Here is a 26,143-nt window from a genome sequence, read left to right on the forward strand (position 1 = left end):
CGAATGTGGGAGCGGGCTTGCTCGCGAAGAGGCCCTAACAGCCGCCGAGAAACCCAGCCACTTTCAGCGCCGCAGCGGCCAGATGCTGCTCATGACTGAACCCCGAAGCCTTCAACGGCTTCAAGTCATGATCCCCCGCCACCAGCCACATCACCTCGATGTTCGGCGACAGCACATAGCCTTCCACCGCCGCCCGATTCCCCAGGGCATCGCGCTCGCCCTGCACGATCAATGTCGGCGTCTTCAACCCCGCCAGATGCTCGACCCGAGGTTTCTCCGGCTTGCCCACCGCATAGAACGGATAACCCAGGCACACCAGCCCATCAGCGCCCAATTCATCCGCCAACAGACTGGCCATGCGCCCGCCCATGGACTTGCCGCCCACCGCCAGCTTCCCAGCGACATGACGTCGCACCTCGGCATACACCTCCCGCCAGGCGTCCAGCAGTTTCGGCGCCGGGTTCGGTGGGCGTTTACCGCCGTCCACACGGCGCTGGGCCATGTAGGGGAACTCGAAGCGCAACACGTTCACACCGTGCCCGGCAAGGCGTGCAGCCATGTCACCCATGAAGGATGAGTCCATCGGCGCACCGGCGCCGTGGGCCAGGATCAACGTCACAGGCGTATGCCCTGCAACGTTCGACGCGACATCCCACAGCCATCCGCGTTCCCGCACACACTGCGCCCATTGATCCCCGTCAATACTGGCCTTGTGCTCTTTGCCCATGCTTGCCTCGCTATTTAGTCTGCCTATAACTCCAGCCCAAGTGCTGCATTTGCTTGGGTTGAACCGTGGATGGGGAACCATGAACACTACTTTAAGTACCGCCTATAACTACAAGGTGGTCCGCCAATTCGCCATTATGACGGTGGTGTGGGGCATCGTCGGCATGGGGCTCGGGGTTTTTCTCGCCGCCCAATTGGTCTGGCCTGCTCTGAACTTCGATCTGCCGTGGACCAGCTTCGGCCGCCTGCGCCCGCTGCACACCAACGCGGTGATCTTCGCGTTCGGTGGCTGCGCGCTGTTCGCCAGCTCCTTCTACTCGGTGCAACGCACCTGCCAGACCCAGCTGTTCGCGCCGAAAATCGCCGCGTTCTGCTTCTGGGGCTGGCAGTTGGTCATCCTGCTGGCCGCAATCACCTTGCCGCTGGGCTACACCAGCTCCAAGGAATACGCCGAGCTGGAATGGCCGATCGACATTCTCATCACCATCGTCTGGGTGGCCTACGCCATCGTGTTCTTCGGCACGGTGATGAAGCGCAACACCAAGCATATCTATGTCGGTAACTGGTTCTTCGGTGCGTTCATCATCACCGTGGCGATCCTGCATATCGTCAACAACCTGGAAATCCCGGTCAGCCTGACCAAGTCCTACTCCCTCTACGGTGGTGCGACGGATGCCATGGTGCAGTGGTGGTACGGGCACAACGCGGTAGGCTTCTTCCTCACCGCCGGTTTCCTGGGGATGATGTACTACTTCGTGCCGAAACAGGCCGAGCGTCCGGTGTATTCCTATCGCTTGTCCATCGTGCACTTCTGGGCACTGATCACCCTGTACATCTGGGCCGGTCCTCACCACTTGCACTACACCGCGCTGCCGGACTGGGCACAGTCCCTGGGCATGGTGATGTCGCTGGTGCTGCTGGCTCCGAGCTGGGGCGGCATGATCAACGGCATGATGACCTTGTCGGGCGCCTGGCATAAGTTGCGCAGCGACCCGATCCTGCGCTTCCTGGTGGTATCGCTGGCGTTCTACGGCATGTCGACGTTTGAAGGCCCGATGATGGCGATCAAGACCGTGAACGCCCTCTCCCACTACACCGACTGGACCATCGGCCACGTACACGCGGGTGCCCTCGGCTGGGTAGCGATGATCTCCATCGGCGCGCTGTACCACATGATCCCGAAAATCTTCGGCCGCGAGCAGATGTACAGCCTCGGCCTGATCAACGCGCACTTCTGGCTGGCCACCATCGGCACCGTGCTCTACATCGCCTCGATGTGGGTCAACGGCATCGCCCAGGGCCTGATGTGGCGTGCGGTCAACGAAGACGGCACCTTGACCTACTCCTTCGTCGAAACCCTGGTGGCCAGCCACCCAGGCTTCATCGTGCGGTTGGTGGGCGGTGCAGTATTCCTCACCGGCATGTTGCTGATGGCTTACAACACGTGGCGCACCGTGCGTTCGCCACAGCCTGTCGAAGCCGCCACCACTGCGCAGCTGGCCTGAGGAGTCTGTGATGAAACACGAAACGATTGAAAAGAACGTCGGCATCCTGATGCTGCTGATGGTGCTGGCCGTGAGTATCGGCGGCCTGACCCAGATCGTCCCGCTGTTCTTCCAGGACGTCACCAACAAGCCGGTGGAGGGCATGAAGCCCTACACCGCGCTGCAACTGGAAGGCCGTGACATCTACATCCGTGAAGGCTGCGTACAGTGCCACTCGCAGATGATCCGTCCGTTCCGCGCCGAAACCGAACGCTACGGCCACTACTCGGTCGCTGGCGAAAGCGTGTGGGACCACCCGTTCCTGTGGGGCTCCAAGCGTACCGGGCCGGACCTGGCACGTGTCGGCGCGCGCTACTCGGACGACTGGCATCGCGCGCACTTGTACAACCCGCGCAACGTGGTGCCTGAGTCGAAAATGCCGGCCTACCCGTGGTTGGTCACAGCCCCGGTCGACAGCAGCCACACCGAGAAAAAGTTGAGCGTGATGCGCACCCTCGGCGTGCCGTACACCGACGACGACATCAGCGGCGCAGTCGCCAGCCTCAAGGGCAAGACCGAGATGGACGCGCTGGTTTCGTACCTGCAAGTGCTCGGCACTGCCATCAAGAGCAAGAGGTGAGCCATGGGATTTGAATTCGATGCGGGCACCATCCGCGGCCTTGGCACGCTGGTCGTCGCCATCGCCTTTATCGGCCTGTCGCTGTGGGTGTTCAACAACCGGCGCAATGCGGAATTCGAGCAGGCGCGCCTGCTGCCGTTCGCCGATGAACCCTCTCCATCCGACGCTCAAGAAGAGCCTGCAATAAGGAGCACCCGGCCATGACCCTATTTTGGAGTACATGGATCTGCGTACTGACCCTGGGTAGCCTGATCGGCCTGACCTGGCTGTTGATCGGCACCCGCAAGGGCGAGACCAAGGGCAGCGTCGACCAGACCATGGGCCACGCCTTCGACGGGATCGAGGAATACGACAACCCGCTGCCCCAGTGGTGGTTCATGTTGTTCGCCGGCACCCTGGTGTTTGCGGTCGGCTACCTGATCCTCTACCCGGGCCTGGGCAACTGGAAAGGCGTATTGCCAGGCTACGAGGACGGCTGGACCCAGAACAAGGAATGGGACAAGGAAATGGCCAAGGCCGACGCCAAGTTCGGGCCGATCTTCGCCAAATTCGCAGCCATGCCCGTGGAAGAAGTCGCTAAAGACCCGCAAGCGTTGAAAATGGGCGGCCGCCTGTTTGCCTCCAACTGTGCGGTGTGCCACGGCTCGGACGCCAAGGGCGCGTACGGTTTCCCGAACCTGGCGGACAACATCTGGCGCTGGGGCGGTTCGGCCGAGGCGATCAAGACCACCATCCTCAACGGTCGCCACGCGGCGATGCCGGCCTGGGGTGAAATCCTCGGCGAAGACGGTGTGAAAAACGTGGCCGCCTATGTCCGTCACGACCTGGCCAAACTGCCATTGCCGGCCGACAGCACCGCCGACCTGGCCGCCGGCCAAGCCGCGTTCAGCACCACCTGCGTGGCCTGCCACGGCCCGCAAGGCCACGGCATGGAAGCCATGGGTGCGCCGAACCTGACCGAGCCTGCCGGTTTCATCTACGGCACCAGCCTGGCACAGTTGCAGCAGACCATCCGTCACGGCCGACAAGGCCAGATGCCGGCGCAGGATGTGCTGCAAGGCAACGATAAGGTGCACTTGTTGGCGGCGTATGTTTACAGCTTGTCCCATGGGGAGCAGAAGGCTGCGCAGTAAGCAGACTTCGTAAACCCTTGAAGCCCCGTCCGGTGTAAACCGGACGGGGCTTTTTTGTGAGGCTGGCTTGCTGCTCGCACTGGCAAAGTAGTAACGTACCTACATTCACCCTAGCCAGGGAAGTCACCCCATGACCATCACCACTATTTCCAGCCGCGAATTCAATCAAGACACAAGCGGTGCCAAAAAAGCCACGCGCCAAGGCCCGGTTTTCATCACCGACCGCGGCAAACCCGCCCATGTGCTGCTAAGCATTGAGGACTACCAGAAATTGACTGGTCTGAATGCCGACATCGTTGACTTGCTGGTGATGCCGGACGCCGCCGATATCGACTTCGAAACCGAACGCGCCGTGATCACTCATCGCCCTGTGGACCTTTCTTGATGTATCTACTCGACACCAATGTCATTTCCGAACTGCGTAAACCCCAGGCTGACGGGAACGTCGTCGCATGGGCCAGGAGCGTCATCGCACCCCGCATGTTTATCTCTGCGATTACGCTAAAGGAGCTGGAAACCGGGGTGTTGCGCATGGAGCGGCGCGATCCGGCGCAGGGCAAGGTGTTGCGCACCTGGCTCAAGCGCCACGTGATGCCGGCGTTCGATGCGCGGATCCTGCCGGTGGACGCCGCCGTCGCGCTGCGTTGTGCCCACTTGCACGTACCCGACCAGGTCAACGAGAGTGATGCACTGATCGCGGCGACCGCGCTGGTACATGGGTTCACCGTTGTCACGCGCAATGTCAGTGACTTCAAATCCAGTGGCGTGACGGTGATCAACCCCTGGGACGAATAATCGGGCGTTCACTCGCCGCGTCCTCGCGACCTTTTGTCACACCCCCTCCAAAGCACAACTTTCCCCTCCTGCCATTCGGGTCTACGCTTCCCCACAGCGGACCGGTTCTGGCGTACGCGACGACTCCCGTCGCGAACCGAAAAAATTCCTGTCCACTTGATCAGCTTTTGAATTCCGATTTTGTCCTTACGCAAAACAGGGAAAGGGCGCAGAATCTGGCGTGGAACGCCTTGACCCAGGTCAGCGTTGCGTTGCATTGGCCTCTCGCTTTCTACATACTTGCGGCCGATTTTTACCTATAAAAAAACCTAAACCGTGGAACCTTAGAATGAGCACAGCAATCAGTCCGACTGCTTATAACTATAAGGTAGTCCGCCAGTTCGCCATCATGACGGTGGTCTGGGGGATCCTTGGCATGGGGCTCGGGGTCTTCATCGCCTCGCAACTGGTCTGGCCGGAATTGAACTTCGGCTTGCCCTGGACGACCTTCGGTCGCCTGCGCCCGCTGCACACCAACCTGGTGATCTTCGCCTTCGGTGGATGTGCATTGTTTGCCACCTCCTACTATGTCGTGCAGCGAACCTGCCAGACGCGACTGATCTCCGATGGCCTCGCCGCCTTCACCTTCTGGGGCTGGCAAGCCGTGATCCTCGGCGCCATCGTCACCCTGCCACTGGGCTACACCACCACCAAGGAATACGCCGAGCTGGAATGGCCGATCGCGATCTTGCTCGCCATCGTGTGGGTGACGTATGCCGTGGTGTTCTTCGGCACCATCGTCAAGCGCAAGACCAAGCACATCTATGTGGGCAACTGGTTCTACGGCGCCTTCATCCTGGTCACGGCGATGCTGCACATCGTCAACCACGCCTCCTTGCCGGTCAGCCTGTTCAAGTCCTACTCGGCCTACGCCGGGGCGACGGACGCGATGATCCAGTGGTGGTACGGGCACAACGCGGTCGGTTTTTTCCTGACCACCGGTTTCCTGGGGATGATGTACTACTTCGTGCCGAAACAGGCCGAACGTCCTATTTACTCGTACCGCCTGTCCATCGTGCACTTCTGGGCGCTGATCACCCTGTACATCTGGGCCGGTCCGCACCACTTGCACTACACCGCGCTGCCGGATTGGGCGCAGTCCCTGGGCATGGCGATGTCGATCATCCTGCTGGCACCCAGCTGGGGCGGCATGATCAACGGCATGATGACCCTGTCGGGCGCCTGGCATAAATTGCGCACCGACCCGATCCTGCGTTTCCTCGTGGTGTCGCTGGCGTTCTACGGCATGTCGACCTTCGAAGGCCCGATGATGGCGATCAAGACCGTCAACTCGCTGTCCCACTACACCGACTGGACCATCGGCCACGTGCACGCCGGTGCCCTCGGCTGGGTGGCGATGATTTCCATCGGCGCGCTGTACCACATGATCCCGAAACTGTTCGGCCGTGCGCAGATGCACAGCGTCGGGCTGATCAACGCGCACTTCTGGCTTGCCACCATCGGCACCGTGCTCTACATCGCCTCGATGTGGGTCAACGGCATCACCCAGGGCCTGATGTGGCGTGCGATCAACGATGACGGCACCCTCACCTACTCCTTCGTCGAAGCGCTGCAAGCCAGCCATCCGGGGTTCATCGTGCGCGCCCTGGGCGGTGCATTCTTTGCCTGCGGCATGTTGCTCATGGCCTACAACGTCTGGCGCACCGTGCGTGCCTCCGACCCGGCGCAAGCCGAAGCCGCCGCCAAGATCGCCGTTGTGGGAGCTCACTGATGAAGCACGAAGTAGTCGAGAAGAATATCGGCCTGCTGGCCTTCTTCATGGTCATCGCCGTGAGCATCGGCGGCCTGACCCAGATCGTTCCGCTGTTTTTCCAGGACGTCACCAACAAGCCGGTCGAAGGCATGAAGCCGCGTACCGCCCTTGAACTGGAAGGCCGCGACGTCTACATCGCCAACGGTTGCGTGGGCTGCCACTCGCAGATGATCCGCCCGTTCCGCGCCGAAACCGAACGCTACGGCCACTACTCGGTCGCCGGCGAAAGCGTGTGGGACCACCCGTTCCTGTGGGGCTCCAAGCGCACCGGGCCGGACCTGGCGCGTGTCGGCGGGCGTTACTCCGATGACTGGCAGCGTGCGCACTTGTACAACCCGCGCAACGTGGTGCCTGAATCGAAAATGCCGGCGTACCCGTTCCTCGTGGAAAACAAGCTCGACGGCAAGGACACCGCGAAGAAGATGGAAGTCTTGCGCACCCTGGGCGTGCCCTACACCGACGAAGACATCGCCGGTGCAGCCGCAGCCGTGAAGGGCAAGACCGAAATGGACGCATTGGTGGCCTACCTGCAAGGCCTTGGCACCATCATCAAAAGCAAACGGTGACCTTCATGGATATCGGGATGATTCGAGGCCTGGGCACCGTCGTGGTGATGGTGGCCTTTATCGGTCTGGCGCTGTGGGTGTTCAGCCCCCGCCGCAAGTCGGAGTTTGACGACGCGACCATGCTGCCCTTTGCGGATGATCCCGAAGCCATCAAGCACGTCGAGCAAGCTTCTAGGAGTAACAAAGAATGACTACGTTCTGGAGTCTGTACGTCACAGTCCTCAGCCTGGGAACCATCTTCGCCCTGACCTGGCTGTTGCTGTCGACCCGCAGGGGGCAGCGCGCCGAACAAACCGACGAGACCGTCGGCCACTCGTTCGACGGCATCGAGGAATACGACAACCCACTGCCGAAATGGTGGTTCATGCTGTTCGTCGGCACCATCATCTTCGCCCTCGGTTACCTGGCGCTGTACCCCGGCCTGGGCAACTGGAAAGGCCTGCTGCCGGGCTACGCCTACCTCGACAACGACAAGCAAACCCCCTTCGCCAACGGCCAGGCCGGCTGGACCGGCGTGCATGAATGGGAAAAGGAAATGGCCAAGTCGGACGCCAAGTTCGGGCCGATCTTCGCCAAATTCGCGTCGATGCCGATTGAAGAAGTGGCCAAGGACCCGCAAGCCCTGAAGATGGGTGGCCGCTTGTTCGCCTCCAACTGCTCGGTGTGTCACGGTTCCGATGCCAAGGGCGCCTATGGCTTCCCCAACCTGACCGACGCCGACTGGCGCTGGGGCGGCGAGCCGGCAACGATCAAGGAAACCATCATGAAAGGCCGCCACGCGATCATGCCGGCCTGGGCCGAAGTGATTGGCGAGCAAGGCGTGGCCGACGTGGCCGGTTTTGTACTGACCAACCTCGATGGCCGCAAACTGCCGGAAGGCGCCAAGGCCGACGTGGCCAACGGCGAGAAACTCTTCGCCACCAACTGCGTCGCCTGCCACGGCCCGGCCGGTAAAGGCACCCCAGCCATGGGCGCGCCGGACCTGACTCACCCTGGCGCGTTCATCTACGGTTCGAGCTTCGCCCAACTGCAACAGACCATCCGTTACGGCCGTCAGGGCCAGATGCCTGCGCAGGAACAACTGCAAGGCAACGACAAGGTGCACTTGCTGGCGGCGTATGTTTACAGCCTGTCCCATGGAGACAAGAAGGCTGAGGAGCAGTAACGCCGCTCACCACCTTTGAAAACCCTGAAAAACCGGTGTGGGAGCGGGCTTGCCCGCGAATGCGATAGTCCAGGCACAGAGGTGTCGACTGATACACCGCATTCGCGGGCAAGCCCGCTCCCACATCAGCTTCATCACATCAGATCGCTGGTTTTTGAAGGCCGAGCCCGCCAAAACCGACCATACTTGCCAAGTCAATTGATCCAGATCACGTACACCATCAATTGATTTCCCCCAACGCGACCAAAGGTCGCACCCTTTGCGCACCATCGGGGGCGTATCATTAGGCCACTGCAACACCCTTAATTTGACCCCGGCCGGCACGTACTGACCGAGGCAAATCTCCACCGCCGTGGGATGCAATGATGAGCGACCAGATACCGGTACATGACGTTACCCCCCCTGCCAAAACCGTCGATCTCTACGCCTCGCGAGAGAAAATCTACACCCGCGCCTTCACTGGCCTGTTCCGCAATCTGCGCATGCTCGGCGGCGCCGGATTGTTCCTGCTCTACTTCGGCACCGTGTGGCTGAACTGGGGTGGCCACCAGGCTGTGTGGTGGAACCTGCCGGAACGTAAATTCTTTATTTTTGGCGCCACCTTCTGGCCCCAGGACTTCATCCTGCTTTCGGGCATTCTGATCGTTGCGGCCTTTGGCCTGTTCTTTATCACCGTCTACGCCGGGCGCGTGTGGTGCGGGTATACCTGCCCGCAAAGCGTGTGGACGTGGATTTTCATGTGGTGCGAAAAGGTCACCGAAGGCGACCGCAACCAGCGCATCAAGCTCGACAAGGCACCGATGGGCGCCAACAAGTTCCTGCGCAAATTCAGCAAGCACACGCTGTGGCTGCTGATCGGCTTTGTCACCGGCATGACCTTTGTCGGCTACTTCTCGCCGATCCGCGAGCTGGTGATCGACTTCTTCACCGGCCAGGCCGATGGCTGGTCGTATTTCTGGGTTGGCTTTTTCACCCTCGCCACCTACGGCAACGCCGGCTGGCTGCGCGAGCAGGTGTGCATCTACATGTGTCCGTACGCGCGCTTCCAGAGCGTGATGTTCGATAAAGACACCCTGATCGTTTCCTACGACCCGCGCCGTGGCGAACTACGCGGCCCACGTAAAAAAGGCAGCGACTACAAAGCCCAGGGCCTGGGCGATTGCATCGATTGCACGATGTGCGTGCAGGTGTGCCCGACCGGGATCGACATCCGCGACGGCCTGCAGATCGAATGCATCGGTTGCGCGGCGTGCATCGACGCCTGCGACAACATCATGGACAAGATGGACTACCCGCGCGGCCTGATCAGCTACACCACCGAGCACAATCTGTCCGGGCAGAAGACCCACAAACTGCGCCCCCGCCTGATCGGCTACGCGCTGGTATTGCTGGCAATGATCGGCCTGCTGGTCGCCGCCTTCTTCATGCGTTCGCTGGTCGGTTTCGACGTGAGCAAGGACCGTGTGCTGTACCGCGAAAACGCCGAAGGCCGCATCGAAAACGTCTACAGCCTGAAGATCATGAACAAGGACCAGCGCGACCACACCTACGTGCTCGACGCCGCCGGCCTGCCGGACCTGAAGCTGCAAGGCCGCCGCGAGATCAAGGTGGCTGCGGGCGACATCATCAGCATGCCGGTAGAGCTGTCGAGTGCGCCGGAGCAATTGCCGTCCAGCACCAACGAGGTCAAATTCATCCTCACCGATGCCGACGACCCCGACGTGCGTATTGAAGCCAAGAGCCGATTCATTGGCCCACAAGTCCGTTAAGTTAAATAGAGAGCAGAACAATGCCCGTAGCGACTGCCACAAGCCCTTGGTACAAGCACCTCTGGCCCTGGATCATCATTGCCATCCTGGCCTGCTCGGTGACTTTGACCTTGTCCATGGTGACCATCGCGGTGAACAACCCGGATAACCTGGTCAACGACAACTACTACGAGGCAGGCAAAGGCATCAACCGTTCCCTCGACCGCGAACTGCTGGCCCAGACCCTGCAAATGCGCGCCAAGGTGCACCTGGATGAGCTGACCGGCGAAGTCGACGTGTACCTGACCGGCAACAGCAACCCGGCCAACCTGGAACTCAACCTGATTTCCCCGACCCAACCGGAGAAGGACCGCAAGATCAACCTGGCCCGCAGCGCCAGCGAACCCGGCCGCTATATCGGCCAGGTCACCGACAAGGTCGAAGGCCGCCGTTTCGTCGAACTGCTTGGGGTGGAAGGCGACCGCACCTGGCGCATGTTCGAAGAGGAGCAGGTCAGCCACGACAAGGATTTGCTGTTGGGGGATGAACCGCTGCAAGGTGCCGAAGACCTGAAAAAGTAACAACCGGCGCTTCGCGCATCGCGGGCAAGCCCGCTCCCACAGGGGACCGCGATCTACCTGTGGGAGCGGGCTTGCCCGCGATGCGGCCCTCCCAGCCACTACAGATTCCAAACCATGACCACCCCTTGCTACCACTGCGCCCTGCCCGTCCCCTCCGGCAGCCGGTTCACCGCCGAAATCCTCGGCGAACGCCGCGAACTCTGCTGCCCGGGTTGCCAGGCGGTGGCCGAAGCCATCGTCGCCGGCGGCCTGGAAAGCTACTACCAGCACCGCAGCGAAGCCTCGGCCAACCCCGAGGCGCTGCCGGTGCAACTGGTGGACGAACTGGCGCTGTATGACCGCGCCGACGTGCAAAAACCCTTCGTCCACCACAGTGGCGAGCTCGCCGAAACCACCCTGTTGATGGAAGGCATCAGCTGCGCCGCCTGCGGCTGGCTGATCGAAAAACACCTGCGCAACCTGCCTGCCGTGGCCGAGGCGCGCCTGAACCTGTCCAACCATCGCCTGCACGTGCGCTGGGCCGATGGGCAATTGCCGTTGAGCCAATTGCTCAGCGAGTTGCGCCATATCGGTTACGCCGCCCACCCCTATCAGGCCGACCGTGCCGCCGAGCAACTGGCCAACGAAAACCGCCTGGCCCTGCGCCAGCTCGGCGTCGCTGGATTGCTATGGTTCCAGGCGATGATGGCAACCATGGCCACCTGGCCGGAATTCAATATCGACCTGAGCGCGGAGCTGCACGTTATCCTGCGCTGGGTGGCGATGTTTCTGACAACCCCCATCGTGTTCTACAGCTGCGCTCCATTCTTCAAGGGCGCCCTGCGCGACTTGCGCACCCGCCACCTGACCATGGATGTGTCGGTGTCCCTGGCAATTGGCGGGGCCTATCTGGCGGGGATCTGGACCGCGATCACCGGCGTCGGCGAGCTCTACTTTGATGCCGTGGGCATGTTTGCCCTGTTCCTGCTGGCCGGCCGTTACCTGGAGCGGCGCGCGCGGGAACGCACGGCGGCGGCCACCGCGCAGTTGGTCAACCTGTTGCCCGCCTCGTGCCTGCGCCTCAAGGCCGATGGCCAGAGCGAACGCATCCTGCTGCGTGAATTGGCCGTGGGTGACCGCGTGCTGGTGCATCCCGGCGCGGTGTTGCCGGCGGATGGGGTGATCCTCGACGGTCAATCGAGCATCGACGAGTCCCTGCTCACCGGCGAATACCTGCCACAACCACGCCAGGTCGGCGATGCGGTCACCGCCGGTACGCTGAATGTCGAAGGCGCGCTGAGCGTCGAAGTGCGCGCCCTGGGCCACGACACCCGCCTGTCCGCCATCGTGCGCCTGCTGGAACGGGCCCAGGCCGAGAAGCCGCGCCTGGCCGAAATCGCCGACCGCGCCGCGCAGTGGTTCCTGCTGTGCTCGCTGATTGCCGCTGGCGTGATCGGCCTGGTGTGGTGGCAACTGGATTCGTCGCGGGCGTTCTGGATCGTGCTGGCGATGCTGGTCGCCACCTGCCCGTGCGCCTTGTCGCTGGCCACGCCGACCGCCCTTACCGCCGCCACCGGCACCCTGCACAAACTCGGGCTGCTGCTGACCCGCGGCCATGTGTTGGAAGGCCTGAACCAGATCGACACGGTGATTTTCGACAAGACCGGCACCCTCACCGAAGGGCGCCTGGCACTGCGCGCGATCCGCCCGTTGAGCGCACTGAACAGCGACGACTGCCTGAGCCTCGCCGCCGCCCTCGAAAACCGCTCCGAACACCCGATCGCCCGCGCCTTTGGCCGCGCACCGCTGGCCGCCGACGAAGTGCTCAGCTCCCCCGGCCTTGGCCTGGAAGGCCACGTGGGCGAGCGCCAGTTGCGCATCGGCCAGCCGGCCTTTGTGTGTGCACTGAGCGGCTGTGCGATCCCGACGCCCCCCGATGAAGCCGGCCAATGGCTGCTGTTGGGCGACACCCAGGGTGCCCTCGCCTGGTTCGTCCTCGATGACCGTTTGCGCAGCGACGCCCCGGCGCTTTTGGCGGCGTGCAAGGCCCGCGGCTGGCGTACGCTGCTGCTGTCGGGGGACAGCTCGCCGATGGTCGCCAGCGTCGCCGCCGAGCTGGGCATCGACGAAGCCCACGGCGGCCTGCGCCCCGACGACAAGCTGCACATGCTGCAACAGTTGCACCAGCAGGGCCGCAAGGTGCTGATGCTCGGCGACGGAGTCAACGATGTACCCGTGCTCGCCGCCGCCGACATCAGCGTGGCCATGGGTTCAGCCACCGACCTGGCGAAAACCAGCGCCGATGCAGTGTTGCTGTCCAACCGCCTGGACGCGCTGGTGCACGCCTTTAGCTTGGCGCGGCGCACCCGTCGGGTCATCATTGAAAACCTGTTGTGGGCGGGCTTGTACAATGGCCTTATGCTGCCGTTTGCCGCCCTGGGTTGGATCACACCGATTTGGGCAGCGGTCGGCATGTCCCTCAGTTCATTGACCGTGGTGCTCAACGCCCTGCGCCTGACTCGTCAACCGAGCGCGCCGGCCGCCAACGCCCCTTTAGTCACCCGTCCGCTGCCGGCGTGAGCCGCGCGAACATGGAGTACACATGCCAGCTCTCTACGTGATGATTCCGGCGGCGCTGCTGTTGGTAGGCGTGGCCATCTACATCTTCTTCTGGGCGGTGGACAGCGGCCAGTACGACGACCTCGACGGCCCGGCCCACAGCGTACTGTTCGACGATCAGGACCCCAACCACCTGGCCGCCGTCGACGAAGCCAACCACCCCGAACAACCACCGAAAGACCCGCCCCATGCTTGAACTGGCGCCATTGCTGGTCTCCGCGCTGATCCTCGGCCTGCTGGGCGGCGGCCATTGCCTGGGCATGTGCGGCGGGCTGATGGGCGCGTTGACCCTGGCGATCCCCAAGGAACAACGCAGCCGCCGGTTTCGCCTGCTGCTGGCGTACAACCTGGGGCGCATCCTCAGCTATGCCACCGCCGGTTTGTTGATCGGCCTGGCGGGCTGGGCCGTGGCCAACAGCCCGGCGGCAATGTTCATGCGCGTGCTCGCCGGGCTGCTGCTGATCTGCATGGGTCTGTACCTGGCCGGTTGGTGGAGCGGCCTGACCCGCATCGAGAGCCTCGGGCGCGGCCTGTGGCGGCATATCCAGCCGATTGCCAACCGTTTGCTGCCGGTGTCCAGCCTGCCACGTGCGTTGCTGTTGGGCGCGCTGTGGGGCTGGTTGCCGTGCGGGTTGGTCTACAGCACCTTGCTGTGGGCGGCGAGCCAGGGCAATGCGCTCGACAGCGCAGTGCTGATGCTCGCGTTTGGCCTGGGCACCTGGCCGGTGCTGCTGGCCACCGGGCTCGCGGCGGAGCGGGTGACCGCGTTATTGCGCAAGCGCAGCGTGCGCATGGCGGGTGGCGTGCTGGTCATGCTCTTCGGGATCTGGACGCTGCCCGGCCCGCATCAGCACCTGTTGATGGGCCACTGAATCGCTCTGTGGCATAGCGCCGCTGCCTGTTGATGCAAATCAAGGTGCCCTCCCCGCAACGCCCCTAGACTCGGCCCATTAGCCTATCCGGGGGAACGCCCGCATGCTCGACGCCATTCGTTGGGACACTGATCTGATTCATCGCTACGACTTGGCGGGGCCGCGCTACACGTCCTACCCCACCGCCGTACAATTCGACAGCCAGGTCGGCACCTTCGACCTGCTCCACGCCCTGCGCGACAGCCGCAAGGCCGCGCGACCGCTGTCGCTGTATGTGCACGTGCCATTCTGCGCGAACATTTGCTACTACTGCGCCTGCAACAAGGTCATCACCAAGGATCGCGGGCGCGCCCAAGGCTACTTGCAGCGTCTGGAGCAAGAGATCCAGTTGATGGCCTGCCATCTCGACCCGAAACAGCCAGTGGAGCAACTGCACTTCGGCGGCGGCACCCCGACGTTTCTCAGCCACGATGAACTGCGCCAGGTCATGGCCAGCCTGCGCCGCCACTTCAATTTGCTCGACGACGATTCCGGCGACTACGGCATCGAGATCGACCCACGCGAAGCCGACTGGGCCACCATGGGCCTGCTGCGTGAGCTGGGCTTCAACCGTGTGAGCATCGGCCTGCAAGACCTCGACCCCGAGGTGCAGCGCGCGGTCAATCGCCTGCAAAGCCTGGAAGAAACCCGCGCAGTCATCGATGCCGCGCGCACCCTGCAATTTCGCTCGATCAATATCGACCTGATCTACGGCCTGCCCAAGCAAACGCCGATCAACTTCGCGCGTACCGTGGAAGAAGTGATCAAGCTGCAACCCGATCGCCTGTCGGTGTTCAACTACGCCCACTTGCCGGAACGCTTCATGCCGCAGCGGCGGATCAACACCGACGACCTGCCCTCCCCGGCGGAAAAACTGCTGATGCTGCAAACCACCATCGAGCAACTGACCCAGGCCGGCTATCGCTACATCGGCATGGACCACTTCGCCCTGCCGGATGACGAATTGGCCATCGCCCAGGAAGAAGGCACCCTGCAACGCAACTTCCAGGGCTACACCACCCACGGCCATTGCGACCTGATCGGCCTGGGCGTGTCGGCCATCAGCCAGATCGGCGACCTGTATTGCCAGAACAGCAGCGACCTCAACGCCTACCAGAACACCCTGGCCGGCGCGCAACTGGCCACCAGCCGTGGCTTGGTGTGCACCACGGACGATCGTTTGCGGCGGGAAGTGATCCAGCAGTTGATCTGCAATTTCAGCCTGGCATTCGACAAGGTCGAACAGGCCTTCAATATCGATTTTCGCGGCTATTTCGACGAGATCTGGCCGCAACTCGAAGCCATGGCGGCAGACGGCCTGATCGAACTCGACGCCCAGTGCATCCGGGTGTTGCCAGCCGGGCGGTTGTTGGTGCGGTCGGTGTGCATGGTGTTCGATGCGTACCTGGAGCACCAGAACCGGCAGCGGTTCTCCCGGGTGATCTGATCAACTCGACAACGCGAGGACTTTTCCGACGTCTTCCGAGCTCATGCCTTTCATCGCCTTGGCCAGGGACACCTGGGCGGTGACGAGCCCGGCCTGCAAGGAGCTGATGGCGGTTTGCAGGTTGGCGGTCTTCATCTGCCGTTCCTCTGCCGTCAGGCTTTGGTCCATGGCGATGGCTTGCAGCTCGGCCATCTTTTCCTCGAGCTGCTGCTTGATCTGGCGGATCATCTTCAGGATCTGTTTGACGTTATCGTCCAGGCCGCTGTCGTCGATGTCCGAATCGGGGCTTTTTGCCGCAGCCGCCTTGAATGCATCCGAGGAAATCGTCACCTTGACGCCTTCGGCCGCTGGCAACGCGGCGGTGTCCTTATCCTCGACCGCAGCGGTCGGCTGCGCGTCCGGCACCGTCGGCACGCGGAGCTGGGGGTTATTGACCGCGAAAACAATCATGGGCTGAGCTCCTGCTCGTAAAAACACGTCCTTGTATCGGCCTCGATACAAAAAGCTTTATACCTTTGCCGGTTTTTTGTACAGGCTGGCCTCCTTGCGCCCCAGTGCGTTACCCTTACGTCTTATGTGTGTTTCCCCACAAGGATTTAATAAATGTCCGAGCCAGTAAAACTGCGCGCTCACAGCCAGGCTCATTGCAAGGATTGCAGCCTGGCCCCCCTCTGCTTGCCACTTTCGCTGAATTTGGAAGACATGGATGCGTTGGACGACATCGTAAAACGTGGCCGCCCGCTGAAAAAAGGCGAGTTCCTGTTTCGCCAGGGCGACGGGTTCGATTCCGTTTATGCAGTACGTTCGGGTGCCTTGAAGACGTTCAGCCTGAGCGACAGCGGCGAAGAGCAGATCACCGGTTTCCACCTGCCGAGCGAGTTGGTGGGGCTGTCGGGCATGGACACCGAGATTCACCCGGTGTCGGCCCAGGCGCTGGAGACGACGTCGGTGTGCGAAATTCCCTTCGAACGCCTGGACGAACTGGCCCTGCAACTGCCGCAACTGCGCCGTCAGTTGATGCGTGTAATGAGCCGTGAGATTCGTGACGACCAGCAAATGATGCTGCTGTTGTCGAAGAAAACCGCCGACGAGCGCATCGCCACCTTCCTGGTCAACTTGTCCGCGCGCTTCCGTGCCCGTGGTTTTTCGGCCAACCAGTTCCGCTTGAGCATGTCGCGCAACGAAATCGGCAACTACCTGGGCCTCGCGGTGGAAACCGTGTCCCGCGTGTTCACCCGCTTCCAGCAGAACGAACTGATCGCCGCCGAGGGCAAGGAAGTGCACATTCTCGACCCGATCCAACTGTGCGCACTGGCCGGCGGTTCGCTCGAAGGTTAAGCGAAAGGCTGATCCAGACACCTGTGGCCGCGCCAATCGGCGAGGCCGCAGGTATACTTCGAGTCCGTTTCCAGCCCCAGGACTCTTCGACGATGACCTTCGATTCGTTCGACATCAAATCCCTGATCCGCCCTGTCATCGACTTCCCCAAGCCTGGGGTGATCTTTCGTGACATCACGCCCCTGTTCCAATCGCCCCGCGCCCTGCGCCTGGTGGCCGACAGCTTTGCCCACCGCTACGTCGAAGCCGACTTCAGCCACATCGGCGCCATGGATGCCCGCGGCTTCCTGATTGGCTCGATCATCGCCTACCAACTGAACAAACCGCTGATCCTGTTCCGCAAGCAAGGCAAATTGCCTGCGGACGTGCTGGCCGAGGGTTACCAGACCGAATACGGCGAAGCGTTCCTGGAAGTGCATGCTGACAGCCTGTGCGAAGGCGACTCGGTGCTGATGTTCGATGACCTGATCGCCACTGGCGGTACGCTGATCGCAGCGGCCAACCTGGTGCGGCGCATGGGCGCGAAGATCTTTGAGGCAGCGGCGATTATCGATTTGCCGGAGTTGGGTGGCTCGCAGCGTTTGGAAGATATGGGGATTCCGACGTTTTGTTTGACGCAGTTTTCGCTGAGCGAACAGTAACTTTTTCAGTTGCCTGTGCTGGCCTCTTCGCGAGCAAGCCCGCTCCCACATTCGACCTCATTCCAAAGGATGTACTCGATCAACTGTGGGAGCGGGCTTGCTCGCGAAGAGGCCCTGAAAAACACTGCAAAACTAGAGCCCCATCTGCTTGCTGATGATCTCGTTCATCACCTCCCGCGTCCCCCCACCAATCGACAAGATGCGATTGTCCCGATACAGCCGCTCCACCAGGCTGCCGCGCATATAGCCCTGCCCGCCCAGAATCTGCACCGCGTCATAAGTGACCCGGTCCGCCGTGTCGGTCGCCAGGTTCTTGGCCATGGATATCTCCTTGATCACACTCTTGCCCGCGGCCATCTTCGCCGCCTGGCGATAGGTGAACTCCCGTGAGACTTCCACCGCCGTGGCCATTTCCGCCAGGCGATGCTTGAGCACCTGGAACTTGCCGATGGGCTTGCCAAACGCCTCGCGCTGGGTCGCCCAGTTGAGGCTTTCCTCCAGGGCCAGCTGCGCGGTCATGTTGGCCATCAAGGCCAGGGCCAGGCGTTCACTCTGGAAGTTGCCCATGATGCAGGCAAACCCCATGTTCTCGGCGCCGATCAGATTGCCTACGGGCACATGACAATCGTCGAAGAACAATTCGGCAGTGTCCGACGCCCACCAGCCCATTTTCTTCAGGGGCTGGCCGACGGTGAAACCCGGGGTGTGTTTTTCGATGAGCAGCAGGCTGATGCCGCCAAAGCCCGGCCCGCCGGTGCGCACGGCGACCGTGTAGAAATCGGCGCGCACGCCGCTGGTGATAAAGGTCTTGCTGCCGCTGACCCGGTAGCAATCGCCCTCGCGGATGGCGCGGGTTTGCAGGTTGGCCACGTCGGAGCCGCCGCCCGGTTCGGTGACGGCCAGGGCGATGATTTTGTCGCCCGACAGCACTTGCGGCGCCACACGCTCGCGCACTTCGGGCCGCGCCCATTTGACCACCGGCGGCAAGCCGATATCCAACGAACCGAGCCCGGCCACGACCCCGGCAGAGCCACAGCGCATCAATTCCTCACTGGCCGCGACCTTGGCAAACAGATCACCGGCATGACTGCCGCCGAGGTCTTCCGGGTAGCCAATCCCCAGGATCCCCGCCGCACCGGCCTTGAGGTACAGCTCACGGGGAAAGCTCTCGGCCTCCTCCCACTGCTCGATGCCCGGCAACATCTCGCGCTCGACGAAACGGCGAACGCTGTCGCGGATCAACTGGTGGCTGGGGTCGAAGTAGTCCTGATAGGCAGACATCGGCAAGCTCCACGGTGAGGTGGAGGGAAATTACCAAGCGCTTGCTTGGTTAGCAAGCCGGGCGCAAACCTCACCCTCAACACAAAACCAATGTGGGAGCAGCTCTGTGTGGGAGCGGGCTTGCTCGCGAACGCGGTGAATCAGTCAATAAATCTGGCGACTGACACACTGTATTCGCGAGCAAGCCCGCTCCCACATTTAGTTTTGCAATGTGGCCTAGAGCGCGATCGGCTTGCGACCTGCAAAGGAGTGCGCCAGCGTGCCGCCGTCCACCAACTCCAACTCCCCACCCAGCGGCACGCCATGGGCGATGCGCGAGGTGATCAGGCCTTTGTTGGTCAGCAGTTGCGCGATGTAATGCGCCGTCGCCTCACCTTCCACTGTCGGGTTGGTGGCCAGGATCACCTCGGTAAAGGTGCCCTGCTCTTCAATGCGCGCCACCAGTTGCGGAATGCCGATCGCTTCCGGCCCAAGGCCGTCCAGCGGCGACAGGTGGCCCTTGAGCACAAAGTAGCGCCCGCGATAGCCGGTCTGCTCCACCGCGTACACATCCATCGGCCCTTCCACCACGCACAGCAGCGTGTCGTCGCGGCGCGGGTCGGCGCATTGCGGGCAGAGGTCTTCTTCGGTGAGGGTGCGGCACAGGCGGCAGTGGCCTACGCCGGTCATGGCCTGGCTCAGGGCCTGGGCCAACCGGGTGCCGCCGCTGCGATCACGCTCCAGCAGTTGCAGCGCCATGCGCTGGGCGGTTTTCTGGCCGACGCCGGGCAAGGTGCGCAGGGCGTCGATCAGTTGGCGAATCAGGGGGCTGAAGCTCATGGGCGAAGGGTCCGACAAAACGACGAGACGCGGTTTATACCCGCGCCCCGGATTAGCGTCAAATGCTCAATCCTGTGCGACGCGCACCACCAACTTGCCGAAGTTGCGTCCTTCGAGCAAACCGATAAAAGCTTCAGGCGCATGCTCCAGGCCGTCGACTACGTCTTCGCGGAACTTGATTTTGCCATCACGCACCCACGGCGCCATCGCGCTGAGGAATTCGGGCTGGCGGTCGCCGTAGTCGTCAAACACGATAAAGCCCTGGATACGCACGCGTTTGGTCAGCAAGGTGCGTTGCAGCGCAGGCAAGCGGTCAGGGCCCGTATGCGGCTGATGGGCGTTGTAGCCGGCGATCAACCCGCACAGCGGGATGCGTGCCTTGGGGTTGAGCAGCGGCAGCACCGCATCGAAGACTTTGCCGCCGACGTTTTCGAAGTAAATGTCCACGCCTTTGAAGCAGGCTTGCGCCAGTTCATCGGCGAACGCCTCGCTTTTGTGGTCGATGCACGCATCAAAACCCAGCTCATCCACCACATAACGGCATTTGTCGGCGCCACCGGCAATCCCGACCACACGCAAGCCCTTGAGCTTGGCCACCTGCCCCACCACCGAACCCACCGCACCGGACGCGGCCGCCACCACCAGGGTTTCGCCGGCCTTGGGCTGGCCGATGTCCATCAGGCCCATGTACGCGGTCATGCCCGGCATGCCGAGGACCCCCAAGGCCATGGACGGGCTGGGAAGCCCATTGGGCACCGGGATCAGATTGCGCCCGTCGGAAATGCCATGGCTCTGCCAGCCCGTGGCACCGACCACCAGATCACCCACCTCGAATTTCGGGTTGCGCGACTGTTCGATACGGCTGACAGCACCACCGGTCATCACTTCGTCGATTTCCACCGGCGCGGCGTAGGACGGCGCGTCGCTCATACGTCCGCGCATGTAGGGGTCGAGGGACAGGTACAGCGTCTTCAGCAAGACTTGGCCGTCTGCCAGCTCCGGCAAGGCCACGCGCTCCATGCGGAAGTTTTCCGGGGTCGGCGCGCCCACGGGGCGTGAGACCAGCACAATGCGCTGGTTCAGAATGGGTTGTTGTGGCATCTGGGGCTCCTTTCGCGAATCCATCGGTATAGGGTGCAGACCGTATTGGGGGTGCCTGGGTTCGATCGGATCGACACAAACAAAAATGCCAGGCACAAGGCCTGGCATTGGAGTCTAGCCAACGATCGCCGATCAGAACGGCAGCTTCATGCCCGGTGGCAGTTGCATGCCAGCGGTCACACCGCCCATTTTTTCCTGGCTGTTGGCTTCGATCTTGCGCACGGCGTCGTTGACGGCCGCGGCGAACAGCGCTTCGAGCATTTCCAGGTCGTCTTCGCCGACACCTGGCAATACGCTCGGGTCGATGCTCACGCGCTTGATGTCGTGACGACCGGTCATCACCACGCTGACCATATCGCCACCGGCTTTACCGGTGACTTCGGCGTTGGCCAGTTCTTCCTGCATCTTGGCCATTTTTTCCTGCATCTGCTGCGCCTGCTTCATCAGGCCGGCCATGCCACCTTTCATCATGGGAATCACCTCAAAAGTACGTGGATCAATTAGTAGCCCGGTTTCATGACGCTTGGGGCACCGGGGCTTCGACAGGCTCAATAGTATCGTGACGGACGACCGCCCCGAACTGTTGCATCATTTGCTGGATGAGCGGATCGCCGTGGATCGAGTCCTCGGCCTCACGCTGGCGGTTGATTCGCCGACGGGTCGCGGCCTGGGCCGGGGTTTCCTGCTCGGGCTTGATCAGCTCGATGGCGATGGTCAGCGTGCGCTCATGGTACTGGTTCAGTGCGTCATTCAGGCGACGTTGCTGGGTGGCGTTGAACAGGGCGCTGTGGGCCGGGTCCAGGTGCAACAGCCAGTGGTCGCCTTCGATGGAGATCAATGTGCAGTTGGCGGCGATGCTGCCGGTCATGCCAGAGATCGGCAGTTTCGGGAACAATTCCAGCCATTGCAAGGCCAGGCCGGTGGCCGGCGCCGCAGCCGGTTCAGCCTCGGGCTCGGGGGCCGGCTCGGCGGTGTGTTCGCTGGCCAGATCGTCCAGGTAGCTGTAGGCCGAATCCATGTCCGGCTCGATGTAGTCTTCGTCCAGCGGCGGCTCGTCGTCGAGGTCGATGCCGGGAACGGACGCCTCCACCTGGGCGACGGTGGGCTCGGGCACCGGCGCGGACACCCACTCCGGAGCGTCCAACACAACGCTGTCCGGGGTCGGCGTAGGCATCGGCGTCAGCTCGGGCTGCTCGCCGGTGGTTTCCAGCACGGGCTCCACGACGGGTTGCTGCTCGACTTCGGCCTCGGCGTCTACCGGGTCGTTCCACGGCAGGTCGACGACAGCTTGCGGCTCGACAACGGGTGCAGGCTCGGGCTCGGGCTCGGGCTCGGGCTCGGGCTCGGGCTCGGGCTCTGCCACAGGCACCGGTTCAGGCGCTGGCGCGGGAACCGGCGCAGCAGCCACTGGCGCAACCACCGCCGCGCCAGCCACTGGTTTGGCGGAATCAACTGTGGCCTGGCTGATCCCCACTGGCTTTAGCGGCTGTCTCGGCGCATCGGTCGAATCAGCAGGCCGGAAGGCCAGCATGCGCAGCAGGACCATCTCGAAGCCGCCACGCGGGTCCGGTGCCAGGGGCAAATCCCGGCGGCCGATCAGGCCCATCTGGTAGTAGAACTGCACGTCTTCGGCCGGCAACGCCTGGGCCAGGGCCAGCACGCGGTCGCGGTCGCCATGGCCGTTGTCGACCCCCTCGGGCAGGGCCTGGGCGATGGCGACGCGATGCAGCACGTTGAGGATTTCCGAAAGCACGCCGTTCCAGTCCGGGCCTTGCTCCGACAGATGACGCACGGCTTCGAGCAGCGCCTTGGCATCGCCTTCGATCAATGCGTGCAGCACGTCGAAGACCTGGCCATGGTCGAGGGTGCCGAGCATGGCGCGCACATCGGCGGCCATGACCTTGCCTTCACCAAAGGCAATGGCCTGGTCGGTGAGGCTCATGGCATCCCGCATCGAGCCATCGGCGGCGCGGCCGAGCAACCACAGTGCGTCGTCTTCGAACGGCACGTTCTCGACACCCAGCACGTGGGTCAAATGCTCGACCACCCGCTCGGGGGTCATGTTTTTCAGGGAGAACTGCAGGCACCGCGACAGAATCGTTGCAGGAAGTTTCTGCGGATCGGTAGTGGCCAGGATGAATTTGACGTAGGGCGGCGGCTCTTCCAGGGTCTTCAACAAGGCGTTGAAGGAGTGGCTGGACAGCATGTGCACTTCGTCGATCAGGTAGACCTTGAAGCGGCCACGGCTCGGCGCGTACTGCACGTTGTCGAGCAGCTCGCGGGTGTCTTCGACCTTGGTGCGGCTCGCGGCGTCGATCTCGATCAGGTCGACGAAACGCCCTTCGTCGATTTCCCGGCACACCGAGCAGGTGCCGCAGGGCGTCGAAGTGATACCGGTTTCACAGTTCAGGCATTTGGCGATGATGCGCGCGATGGTGGTCTTGCCCACCCCACGGGTGCCGGTGAACAGGTAGGCGTGGTGCAGCCGCTGGCTGTCCAAGGCATTGATCAGAGCCTTGAGCACATGGGTCTGGCCGACCATTTCGCGGAACGAGCGCGGACGCCATTTACGTGCAAGAACCTGATAACTCATCGAAAACCGTCGCAACTGGGAAACAGAAGCCGGTAATGCTAGCGGAGCAAGGGGGAAATTGCATCCGGCACGCTTGCCTAATCTGACTAAGCTCTTGTGACTGGCCCCATAAAGGCCTGAACCCGGAGAGCATATGCGCGCAGTCCTGGGCATTTTATGGATGATTGCCACGGCCAGCCTTGCAGCGCCTGCACCGCTGCGCTTCTCGGTTTCCGACAGTTGGGCGATGCCCATGGTGCAACTGGAGGATGGCCGTCCCACGCAGGGTATTTTGTATGACCTGATGTCGAGCCTGGCCACCCAGGTCGGGCAGCCGGCGCAGTTCCACGTACTGGCGCGGGCGCGCATCGCCCCCGCCATGGAGCATGGCGAGATAGACGTGCGCTGTTATGTCGCCCAGGCTTGGGTCGACGATATGCCCGGCGACTACCTCTGGAGCGTTCCGCTGTTTGTGCAGCGCAACCTGCTGGTCAGCGCCCATGTACCCGCGCAGACGGTGCAACTGGACAAACTGGCCCCGCAGTTGATCGGCACAGTGCTGAGCTACCGCTACACCACCCTCGACCCGCTGTTTGCCAGCGGCCAACTCATGCGTGACGACGCCCGCAGCGAAGAACAGGTGCTGCACAAGCTGGTGGCCGGTCGCTTCAAATATGCGGTCATCAATGAGTGGATACTCGAACGCTTCAACCAGAAGCTGGCACCCGGCCAGCGCTTGCATAAAGTCGCGGTGATCGAGGAGCAGAGCCTGGGGTGCACGGTGCGCAATGACCCGAACGTGCCGGTGCAACAAATTTTGCGCACCTTGCTGCGGATGAAAATGTCCGGCGAAATCGATGACATCATCCAGCTGTACACCGGGGAGCGCGCACCCAACGCCCCTCAAGACTGATCGCCGCCACACTGGCCAACACGATCACCCCGCCCAGCACCACTGGCAGGGCAATCCGTTCGCCAAGCAGCGTCGCGGCCATCAGCATGGCCACGGGTGGAATCAAGTACATCGCCACCGACGCCCGGCTGACCTCGACGTGTTTCAACACATACGCCCAGGCCAGGTACGCCAGGGCGCTGGGGAAAATCCCCAACACCAGCACCGCGAGGTTTTCCGCCAATGGCGCCTGCACCACCGCAGCCGGCAGGCCGGGCAGGTTGCTACACAACATCAGAGTGCCCGCCCACACCATGTAGCACGCCATGGTCAGCGGGCTGTAGCGGTGGGCAAAGTGCTTCTGGATGGCGAAGTACACACTCCACGACAGCGCCGCCACCAGGATCAACAAGCCACGCGGGTCGATGTCACCCACCCCCTGATCCCCCCAGACCACCACCAGCACGCCCGCCAGCCCCAGCAGCACGCACCCCCAACGCCAAGCGCTGACGCCCTCCTTCAGGCAGAAAAACGCGATCAATACACTGAACAACGGCGCCGACTGCGCCAGCACGCTGGACGCCGCCGCCGTGACGAATTGCTGCCCATAGTTGAGGCTGGTGTGATGCAGGAACACGCCGAAAAAACCCAGCACCAGCAACCACGGCAAATCGCACAGGCGCGGCCGGCCGATGCCCATTACCAGTGCCACGCCGCCCATGAACACTGACGCAATCAGAAACCGCAGCAAGGCCAATTGCCCGGGGCTGTAGCTGTGCAGCCCCATGTGCACGCCAATTGGCGAATAGGCCCAACAGAGGATGACGCTGGCAACCACTAGCGTAAGCTTGACGGGTGACGGGGAATTCATCGAAGGCATCCAGAAACAGAGAAGGAATGCCGTCAGTCTTGGCCCCGGTAATCCGTAGGACAATTAAGCGTTTCTGACTTCTGAAATCACTGGAACTGAGCAATGGAACTGGCCCAACTGAAAATGGTGCGAGCCGTCGCGCAAACCGGCAGCGTGGCCCAGGCTGCCGTGCAGTTGCATTGCGTGCCGTCCAACATCACCACGCGCATCAAGCAACTGGAAAGCGAGTTGGGCACGCCGCTATTTATCCGTGCCGGGCGCGGGCTGGTCATCAGCGCCGCCGGGGAGATTTTCCTGGAGTACTGCGAGCGCATCCTGGCCTTGGTGGACGAATCCAAACGCGCCGTGGACGCCAACGCCATCCCCCGTGGCACCCTGCGCATCGGCGCGGTGGAGTCCAGTGCCAGCGGGCGTCTGCCACCATTGCTCGCGGAATATCACCGACGCTACCCGCAGGTCTGCCTGGAACTGGTAACCGGCGCCTGGGGCCAGTTGCTCGACGACCTGCAACACCACCGCCTGGATGTGGCGCTGGTGGCCAGTGGCGGCAAGCGCGCCAAGCTCGAACACTGCGTGGTCTACAGCGAGCGCCTGGTGTTGATCGCCAGCGCGGCAAGCGCACCGATCCACAGCGCCGCCGACCTGGCTGGGCGCACCTTGCTGGTGTGGCCGCCCGGCTGCCCCTACCGTGCAGCGCTGGAAAACTGGGTCAAGCCCCAGGATTTCAGACCGAACATTGCCAGCTATGCCAGTTGGGGCACGATCATTGGTTGCGTGAGCGCGGGGATTGGCGTGGCATTGGCGCCGGAAGGCATCCTGGCGCGGTATGAGCAGGCCGATCAGCTGGCGTCGTATCGATTTGACGAGTGGCAGACGGTGGACAATCTATTGTTCTGGAACAAGGACACCCAGCGGCATCTGGCCAGGGATGCGTTTGCCGGGTTACTTCGCGAGACCTTTGGCTGACACATGCCCCTGTCGGAGCGGGCTTGTGTGGGAGCGGGCGTGCTCCCACATTTTT

The 26,143-nt window shown here is 62.4% G+C and carries 28 protein-coding genes; 20 read left to right on the plus strand and 8 right to left on the minus strand.

All coding sequences use genetic code 11. The annotated features are described in order from the left end of the window. Positions 1–34: 34 nt before the first annotated feature. A complete protein-coding gene (locus OPU96_RS03885) occupies positions 35–727 on the minus strand; it encodes an alpha/beta family hydrolase (RefSeq protein ID WP_192297112.1) in 693 nt (230 codons plus the stop codon). A gap of 79 nt (positions 728–806) precedes the next feature. On the opposite strand from OPU96_RS03885, the gene ccoN (OPU96_RS03890) reads away from it, so the two are divergent. The 16 genes from ccoN (OPU96_RS03890) (at position 807) to hemN (ending at position 15,607) form a co-directional block, all read left to right on the plus strand. Further along, positions 807–2,231: a cytochrome-c oxidase, cbb3-type subunit I gene (gene ccoN, locus OPU96_RS03890; protein WP_192297113.1), complete on the plus strand. Its 1,425-nt coding sequence runs from the start codon at positions 807–809 to the stop codon at positions 2,229–2,231. Positions 2,232–2,241: 10 nt separating this feature from the next. Beyond that, positions 2,242–2,850, plus strand: coding sequence for a cytochrome-c oxidase, cbb3-type subunit II (ccoO, locus tag OPU96_RS03895; protein WP_192297114.1), 609 nt, complete (start codon positions 2,242–2,244; stop codon positions 2,848–2,850). 3 nt (positions 2,851–2,853) lie between these two features. Continuing rightward, positions 2,854–3,054, plus strand: a complete 201-nt coding sequence (locus OPU96_RS03900; protein WP_010208563.1) for a cbb3-type cytochrome oxidase subunit 3 — start codon at positions 2,854–2,856, stop codon at positions 3,052–3,054. Beyond that, positions 3,051–3,983, plus strand: a complete 933-nt coding sequence (gene ccoP, locus OPU96_RS03905) for a cytochrome-c oxidase, cbb3-type subunit III (RefSeq protein WP_498558669.1) — start codon at positions 3,051–3,053, stop codon at positions 3,981–3,983. Before OPU96_RS03900 ends, ccoP (OPU96_RS03905) begins: the two co-directional genes overlap by 4 nt. Positions 3,984–4,113: 130 nt before the next feature. Continuing rightward, positions 4,114–4,368, plus strand: coding sequence for a type II toxin-antitoxin system Phd/YefM family antitoxin (locus OPU96_RS03910; RefSeq protein WP_124526607.1), 255 nt, complete (start codon positions 4,114–4,116; stop codon positions 4,366–4,368). Next, on the plus strand, positions 4,368–4,778 hold the full coding sequence (locus tag OPU96_RS03915; protein ID WP_498558670.1) for a type II toxin-antitoxin system VapC family toxin: 411 nt from the start codon (positions 4,368–4,370) through the stop codon (positions 4,776–4,778). Before OPU96_RS03910 ends, OPU96_RS03915 begins: the two co-directional genes overlap by 1 nt. A gap of 328 nt (positions 4,779–5,106) precedes the next feature. Continuing rightward, positions 5,107–6,549 carry a cytochrome-c oxidase, cbb3-type subunit I gene (gene ccoN / locus OPU96_RS03920; protein ID WP_305391336.1) on the plus strand — a complete coding sequence of 481 codons (1,443 nt, stop codon included), beginning with the start codon at positions 5,107–5,109 and terminating at the stop codon, positions 6,547–6,549. Continuing rightward, entirely contained in the window at positions 6,549–7,157 is a 609-nt protein-coding gene (gene ccoO / locus OPU96_RS03925; protein ID WP_003193167.1) for a cytochrome-c oxidase, cbb3-type subunit II, read from the plus strand. The genes ccoN (OPU96_RS03920) and ccoO (OPU96_RS03925) overlap by 1 nt, the downstream gene beginning before the upstream one ends. Positions 7,158–7,162: 5 nt before the next feature. After that, positions 7,163–7,348: a CcoQ/FixQ family Cbb3-type cytochrome c oxidase assembly chaperone gene (locus OPU96_RS03930; protein WP_003193169.1), complete on the plus strand. Its 186-nt coding sequence runs from the start codon at positions 7,163–7,165 to the stop codon at positions 7,346–7,348. Then, complete coding sequence (ccoP, locus tag OPU96_RS03935) at positions 7,345–8,322, plus strand: cytochrome-c oxidase, cbb3-type subunit III (protein WP_226454931.1); 978 nt, start codon at positions 7,345–7,347, stop codon at positions 8,320–8,322. Before OPU96_RS03930 ends, ccoP (OPU96_RS03935) begins: the two co-directional genes overlap by 4 nt. Before the next feature lie 365 nt (positions 8,323–8,687). Further along, on the plus strand, positions 8,688–10,091 hold the full coding sequence (gene ccoG, locus OPU96_RS03940; RefSeq protein ID WP_192297118.1) for a cytochrome c oxidase accessory protein CcoG: 1,404 nt from the start codon (positions 8,688–8,690) through the stop codon (positions 10,089–10,091). Between the two features lie 20 nt (positions 10,092–10,111). After that, on the plus strand, positions 10,112–10,651 hold the full coding sequence (locus OPU96_RS03945) for a FixH family protein (protein WP_498558671.1): 540 nt from the start codon (positions 10,112–10,114) through the stop codon (positions 10,649–10,651). 114 nt (positions 10,652–10,765) lie between these two features. Further along, on the plus strand, positions 10,766–13,210 hold the full coding sequence (locus OPU96_RS03950) for a heavy metal translocating P-type ATPase (protein ID WP_192297120.1): 2,445 nt from the start codon (positions 10,766–10,768) through the stop codon (positions 13,208–13,210). Between the two features lie 22 nt (positions 13,211–13,232). Continuing rightward, positions 13,233–13,445: a cbb3-type cytochrome oxidase assembly protein CcoS gene (ccoS, locus tag OPU96_RS03955; RefSeq protein WP_192297121.1), complete on the plus strand. Its 213-nt coding sequence runs from the start codon at positions 13,233–13,235 to the stop codon at positions 13,443–13,445. After that, complete coding sequence (locus tag OPU96_RS03960; RefSeq protein ID WP_226454929.1) at positions 13,438–14,121, plus strand: sulfite exporter TauE/SafE family protein; 684 nt, start codon at positions 13,438–13,440, stop codon at positions 14,119–14,121. Before ccoS ends, OPU96_RS03960 begins: the two co-directional genes overlap by 8 nt. 103 nt (positions 14,122–14,224) lie before the next feature. Continuing rightward, complete coding sequence (gene hemN, locus OPU96_RS03965) at positions 14,225–15,607, plus strand: oxygen-independent coproporphyrinogen III oxidase (protein ID WP_498558672.1); 1,383 nt, start codon at positions 14,225–14,227, stop codon at positions 15,605–15,607. Here hemN and OPU96_RS03970 read toward each other — a convergent pair whose 3' ends face one another. After that, positions 15,608–16,057 (minus strand): hypothetical protein, encoded by a 450-nt coding sequence (locus OPU96_RS03970; protein WP_226454927.1) that lies wholly within the window; start codon positions 16,055–16,057, stop codon positions 15,608–15,610. Positions 16,058–16,210: 153 nt separating this feature from the next. Between OPU96_RS03970 and fnr the strand changes: the two genes are divergently transcribed. Beyond that, positions 16,211–16,945, plus strand: coding sequence for a fumarate/nitrate reduction transcriptional regulator Fnr (gene fnr / locus OPU96_RS03975; protein ID WP_192297125.1), 735 nt, complete (start codon positions 16,211–16,213; stop codon positions 16,943–16,945). A 92-nt stretch (positions 16,946–17,037) separates the two neighbouring features. Next, positions 17,038–17,586 (plus strand): adenine phosphoribosyltransferase, encoded by a 549-nt coding sequence (locus OPU96_RS03980; RefSeq protein WP_498558673.1) that lies wholly within the window; start codon positions 17,038–17,040, stop codon positions 17,584–17,586. Between the two features lie 132 nt (positions 17,587–17,718). Here the strand turns inward: OPU96_RS03980 and OPU96_RS03985 are convergent, their stop codons facing one another. From OPU96_RS03985 to dnaX, 5 genes are all read right to left on the minus strand, one after another. After that, positions 17,719–18,867 (minus strand): acyl-CoA dehydrogenase family protein, encoded by a 1,149-nt coding sequence (locus OPU96_RS03985; protein ID WP_192297127.1) that lies wholly within the window; start codon positions 18,865–18,867, stop codon positions 17,719–17,721. Positions 18,868–19,083: 216 nt separating this feature from the next. Further along, a complete protein-coding gene (gene recR / locus OPU96_RS03990) occupies positions 19,084–19,686 on the minus strand; it encodes a recombination mediator RecR (protein ID WP_192297128.1) in 603 nt (200 codons plus the stop codon). A gap of 66 nt (positions 19,687–19,752) precedes the next feature. Further along, positions 19,753–20,787, minus strand: coding sequence for an NADPH-dependent curcumin/dihydrocurcumin reductase (gene curA / locus OPU96_RS03995; RefSeq protein WP_498558674.1), 1,035 nt, complete (start codon positions 20,785–20,787; stop codon positions 19,753–19,755). A 132-nt stretch (positions 20,788–20,919) separates the two neighbouring features. Further along, a complete protein-coding gene (locus OPU96_RS04000) occupies positions 20,920–21,258 on the minus strand; it encodes a YbaB/EbfC family nucleoid-associated protein (RefSeq protein WP_003175481.1) in 339 nt (112 codons plus the stop codon). Positions 21,259–21,301: 43 nt separating this feature from the next. Continuing rightward, entirely contained in the window at positions 21,302–23,380 is a 2,079-nt protein-coding gene (gene dnaX, locus OPU96_RS04005; protein ID WP_498558675.1) for a DNA polymerase III subunit gamma/tau, read from the minus strand. A 133-nt stretch (positions 23,381–23,513) separates the two neighbouring features. Here dnaX and OPU96_RS04010 point away from each other — a divergent pair, with 133 nt between their 5' ends. Next, a complete protein-coding gene (locus OPU96_RS04010; RefSeq protein WP_226454924.1) occupies positions 23,514–24,272 on the plus strand; it encodes a substrate-binding periplasmic protein in 759 nt (252 codons plus the stop codon). Here OPU96_RS04010 and OPU96_RS04015 read toward each other — a convergent pair. After that, the gene (locus OPU96_RS04015) at positions 24,223–25,122 is read right to left on the minus strand and encodes a DMT family transporter (protein WP_498558676.1); all 900 of its coding nucleotides are present in this window, start codon (positions 25,120–25,122) and stop codon (positions 24,223–24,225) included. The two genes, OPU96_RS04010 and OPU96_RS04015, sit on opposite strands and share 50 nt — an antisense overlap. Before the next feature lie 102 nt (positions 25,123–25,224). On the opposite strand from OPU96_RS04015, the gene OPU96_RS04020 reads away from it, so the two are divergent. Continuing rightward, a complete protein-coding gene (locus tag OPU96_RS04020) occupies positions 25,225–26,088 on the plus strand; it encodes a LysR family transcriptional regulator (protein ID WP_498558677.1) in 864 nt (287 codons plus the stop codon). The last annotated feature ends 55 nt before the right edge of the window (positions 26,089–26,143 follow it).

The sequence above is a fragment of the Pseudomonas sp. RP-B7 genome (assembly GCF_059803535.1).

Excerpts from the sequence above, each read along its gene's own strand:
- OPU96_RS03885 (WP_192297112.1), bottom strand. The coding sequence starts at position 727 with ATGGGCAAAGAGCACAAGGCCAGTATTGACGGGGATCAATGGGCGCAG.
- ccoN (WP_192297113.1), top strand. The coding sequence starts at position 807 with ATGAACACTACTTTAAGTACCGCCTATAACTACAAGGTGGTCCGCCAA.
- ccoO (WP_192297114.1), top strand. The coding sequence starts at position 2,242 with ATGAAACACGAAACGATTGAAAAGAACGTCGGCATCCTGATGCTGCTG.
- OPU96_RS03900 (WP_010208563.1), top strand. The coding sequence starts at position 2,854 with ATGGGATTTGAATTCGATGCGGGCACCATCCGCGGCCTTGGCACGCTG.
- ccoP (WP_498558669.1), top strand. The coding sequence starts at position 3,051 with ATGACCCTATTTTGGAGTACATGGATCTGCGTACTGACCCTGGGTAGC.
- OPU96_RS03910 (WP_124526607.1), top strand. The coding sequence starts at position 4,114 with ATGACCATCACCACTATTTCCAGCCGCGAATTCAATCAAGACACAAGC.
- OPU96_RS03915 (WP_498558670.1), top strand. The coding sequence starts at position 4,368 with ATGTATCTACTCGACACCAATGTCATTTCCGAACTGCGTAAACCCCAG.
- ccoN (WP_305391336.1), top strand. The coding sequence starts at position 5,107 with ATGAGCACAGCAATCAGTCCGACTGCTTATAACTATAAGGTAGTCCGC.
- ccoO (WP_003193167.1), top strand. The coding sequence starts at position 6,549 with ATGAAGCACGAAGTAGTCGAGAAGAATATCGGCCTGCTGGCCTTCTTC.
- OPU96_RS03930 (WP_003193169.1), top strand. The coding sequence starts at position 7,163 with ATGGATATCGGGATGATTCGAGGCCTGGGCACCGTCGTGGTGATGGTG.
- ccoP (WP_226454931.1), top strand. The coding sequence starts at position 7,345 with ATGACTACGTTCTGGAGTCTGTACGTCACAGTCCTCAGCCTGGGAACC.
- ccoG (WP_192297118.1), top strand. The coding sequence starts at position 8,688 with ATGAGCGACCAGATACCGGTACATGACGTTACCCCCCCTGCCAAAACC.
- OPU96_RS03945 (WP_498558671.1), top strand. The coding sequence starts at position 10,112 with ATGCCCGTAGCGACTGCCACAAGCCCTTGGTACAAGCACCTCTGGCCC.
- OPU96_RS03950 (WP_192297120.1), top strand. The coding sequence starts at position 10,766 with ATGACCACCCCTTGCTACCACTGCGCCCTGCCCGTCCCCTCCGGCAGC.
- ccoS (WP_192297121.1), top strand. The coding sequence starts at position 13,233 with ATGCCAGCTCTCTACGTGATGATTCCGGCGGCGCTGCTGTTGGTAGGC.
- OPU96_RS03960 (WP_226454929.1), top strand. The coding sequence starts at position 13,438 with ATGCTTGAACTGGCGCCATTGCTGGTCTCCGCGCTGATCCTCGGCCTG.
- hemN (WP_498558672.1), top strand. The coding sequence starts at position 14,225 with ATGCTCGACGCCATTCGTTGGGACACTGATCTGATTCATCGCTACGAC.
- OPU96_RS03970 (WP_226454927.1), bottom strand. The coding sequence starts at position 16,057 with ATGATTGTTTTCGCGGTCAATAACCCCCAGCTCCGCGTGCCGACGGTG.
- fnr (WP_192297125.1), top strand. The coding sequence starts at position 16,211 with ATGTCCGAGCCAGTAAAACTGCGCGCTCACAGCCAGGCTCATTGCAAG.
- OPU96_RS03980 (WP_498558673.1), top strand. The coding sequence starts at position 17,038 with ATGACCTTCGATTCGTTCGACATCAAATCCCTGATCCGCCCTGTCATC.
- OPU96_RS03985 (WP_192297127.1), bottom strand. The coding sequence starts at position 18,867 with ATGTCTGCCTATCAGGACTACTTCGACCCCAGCCACCAGTTGATCCGC.
- recR (WP_192297128.1), bottom strand. The coding sequence starts at position 19,686 with ATGAGCTTCAGCCCCCTGATTCGCCAACTGATCGACGCCCTGCGCACC.
- curA (WP_498558674.1), bottom strand. The coding sequence starts at position 20,787 with ATGCCACAACAACCCATTCTGAACCAGCGCATTGTGCTGGTCTCACGC.
- OPU96_RS04000 (WP_003175481.1), bottom strand. The coding sequence starts at position 21,258 with ATGATGAAAGGTGGCATGGCCGGCCTGATGAAGCAGGCGCAGCAGATG.
- dnaX (WP_498558675.1), bottom strand. The coding sequence starts at position 23,380 with ATGAGTTATCAGGTTCTTGCACGTAAATGGCGTCCGCGCTCGTTCCGC.
- OPU96_RS04010 (WP_226454924.1), top strand. The coding sequence starts at position 23,514 with ATGCGCGCAGTCCTGGGCATTTTATGGATGATTGCCACGGCCAGCCTT.
- OPU96_RS04015 (WP_498558676.1), bottom strand. The coding sequence starts at position 25,122 with ATGAATTCCCCGTCACCCGTCAAGCTTACGCTAGTGGTTGCCAGCGTC.
- OPU96_RS04020 (WP_498558677.1), top strand. The coding sequence starts at position 25,225 with ATGGAACTGGCCCAACTGAAAATGGTGCGAGCCGTCGCGCAAACCGGC.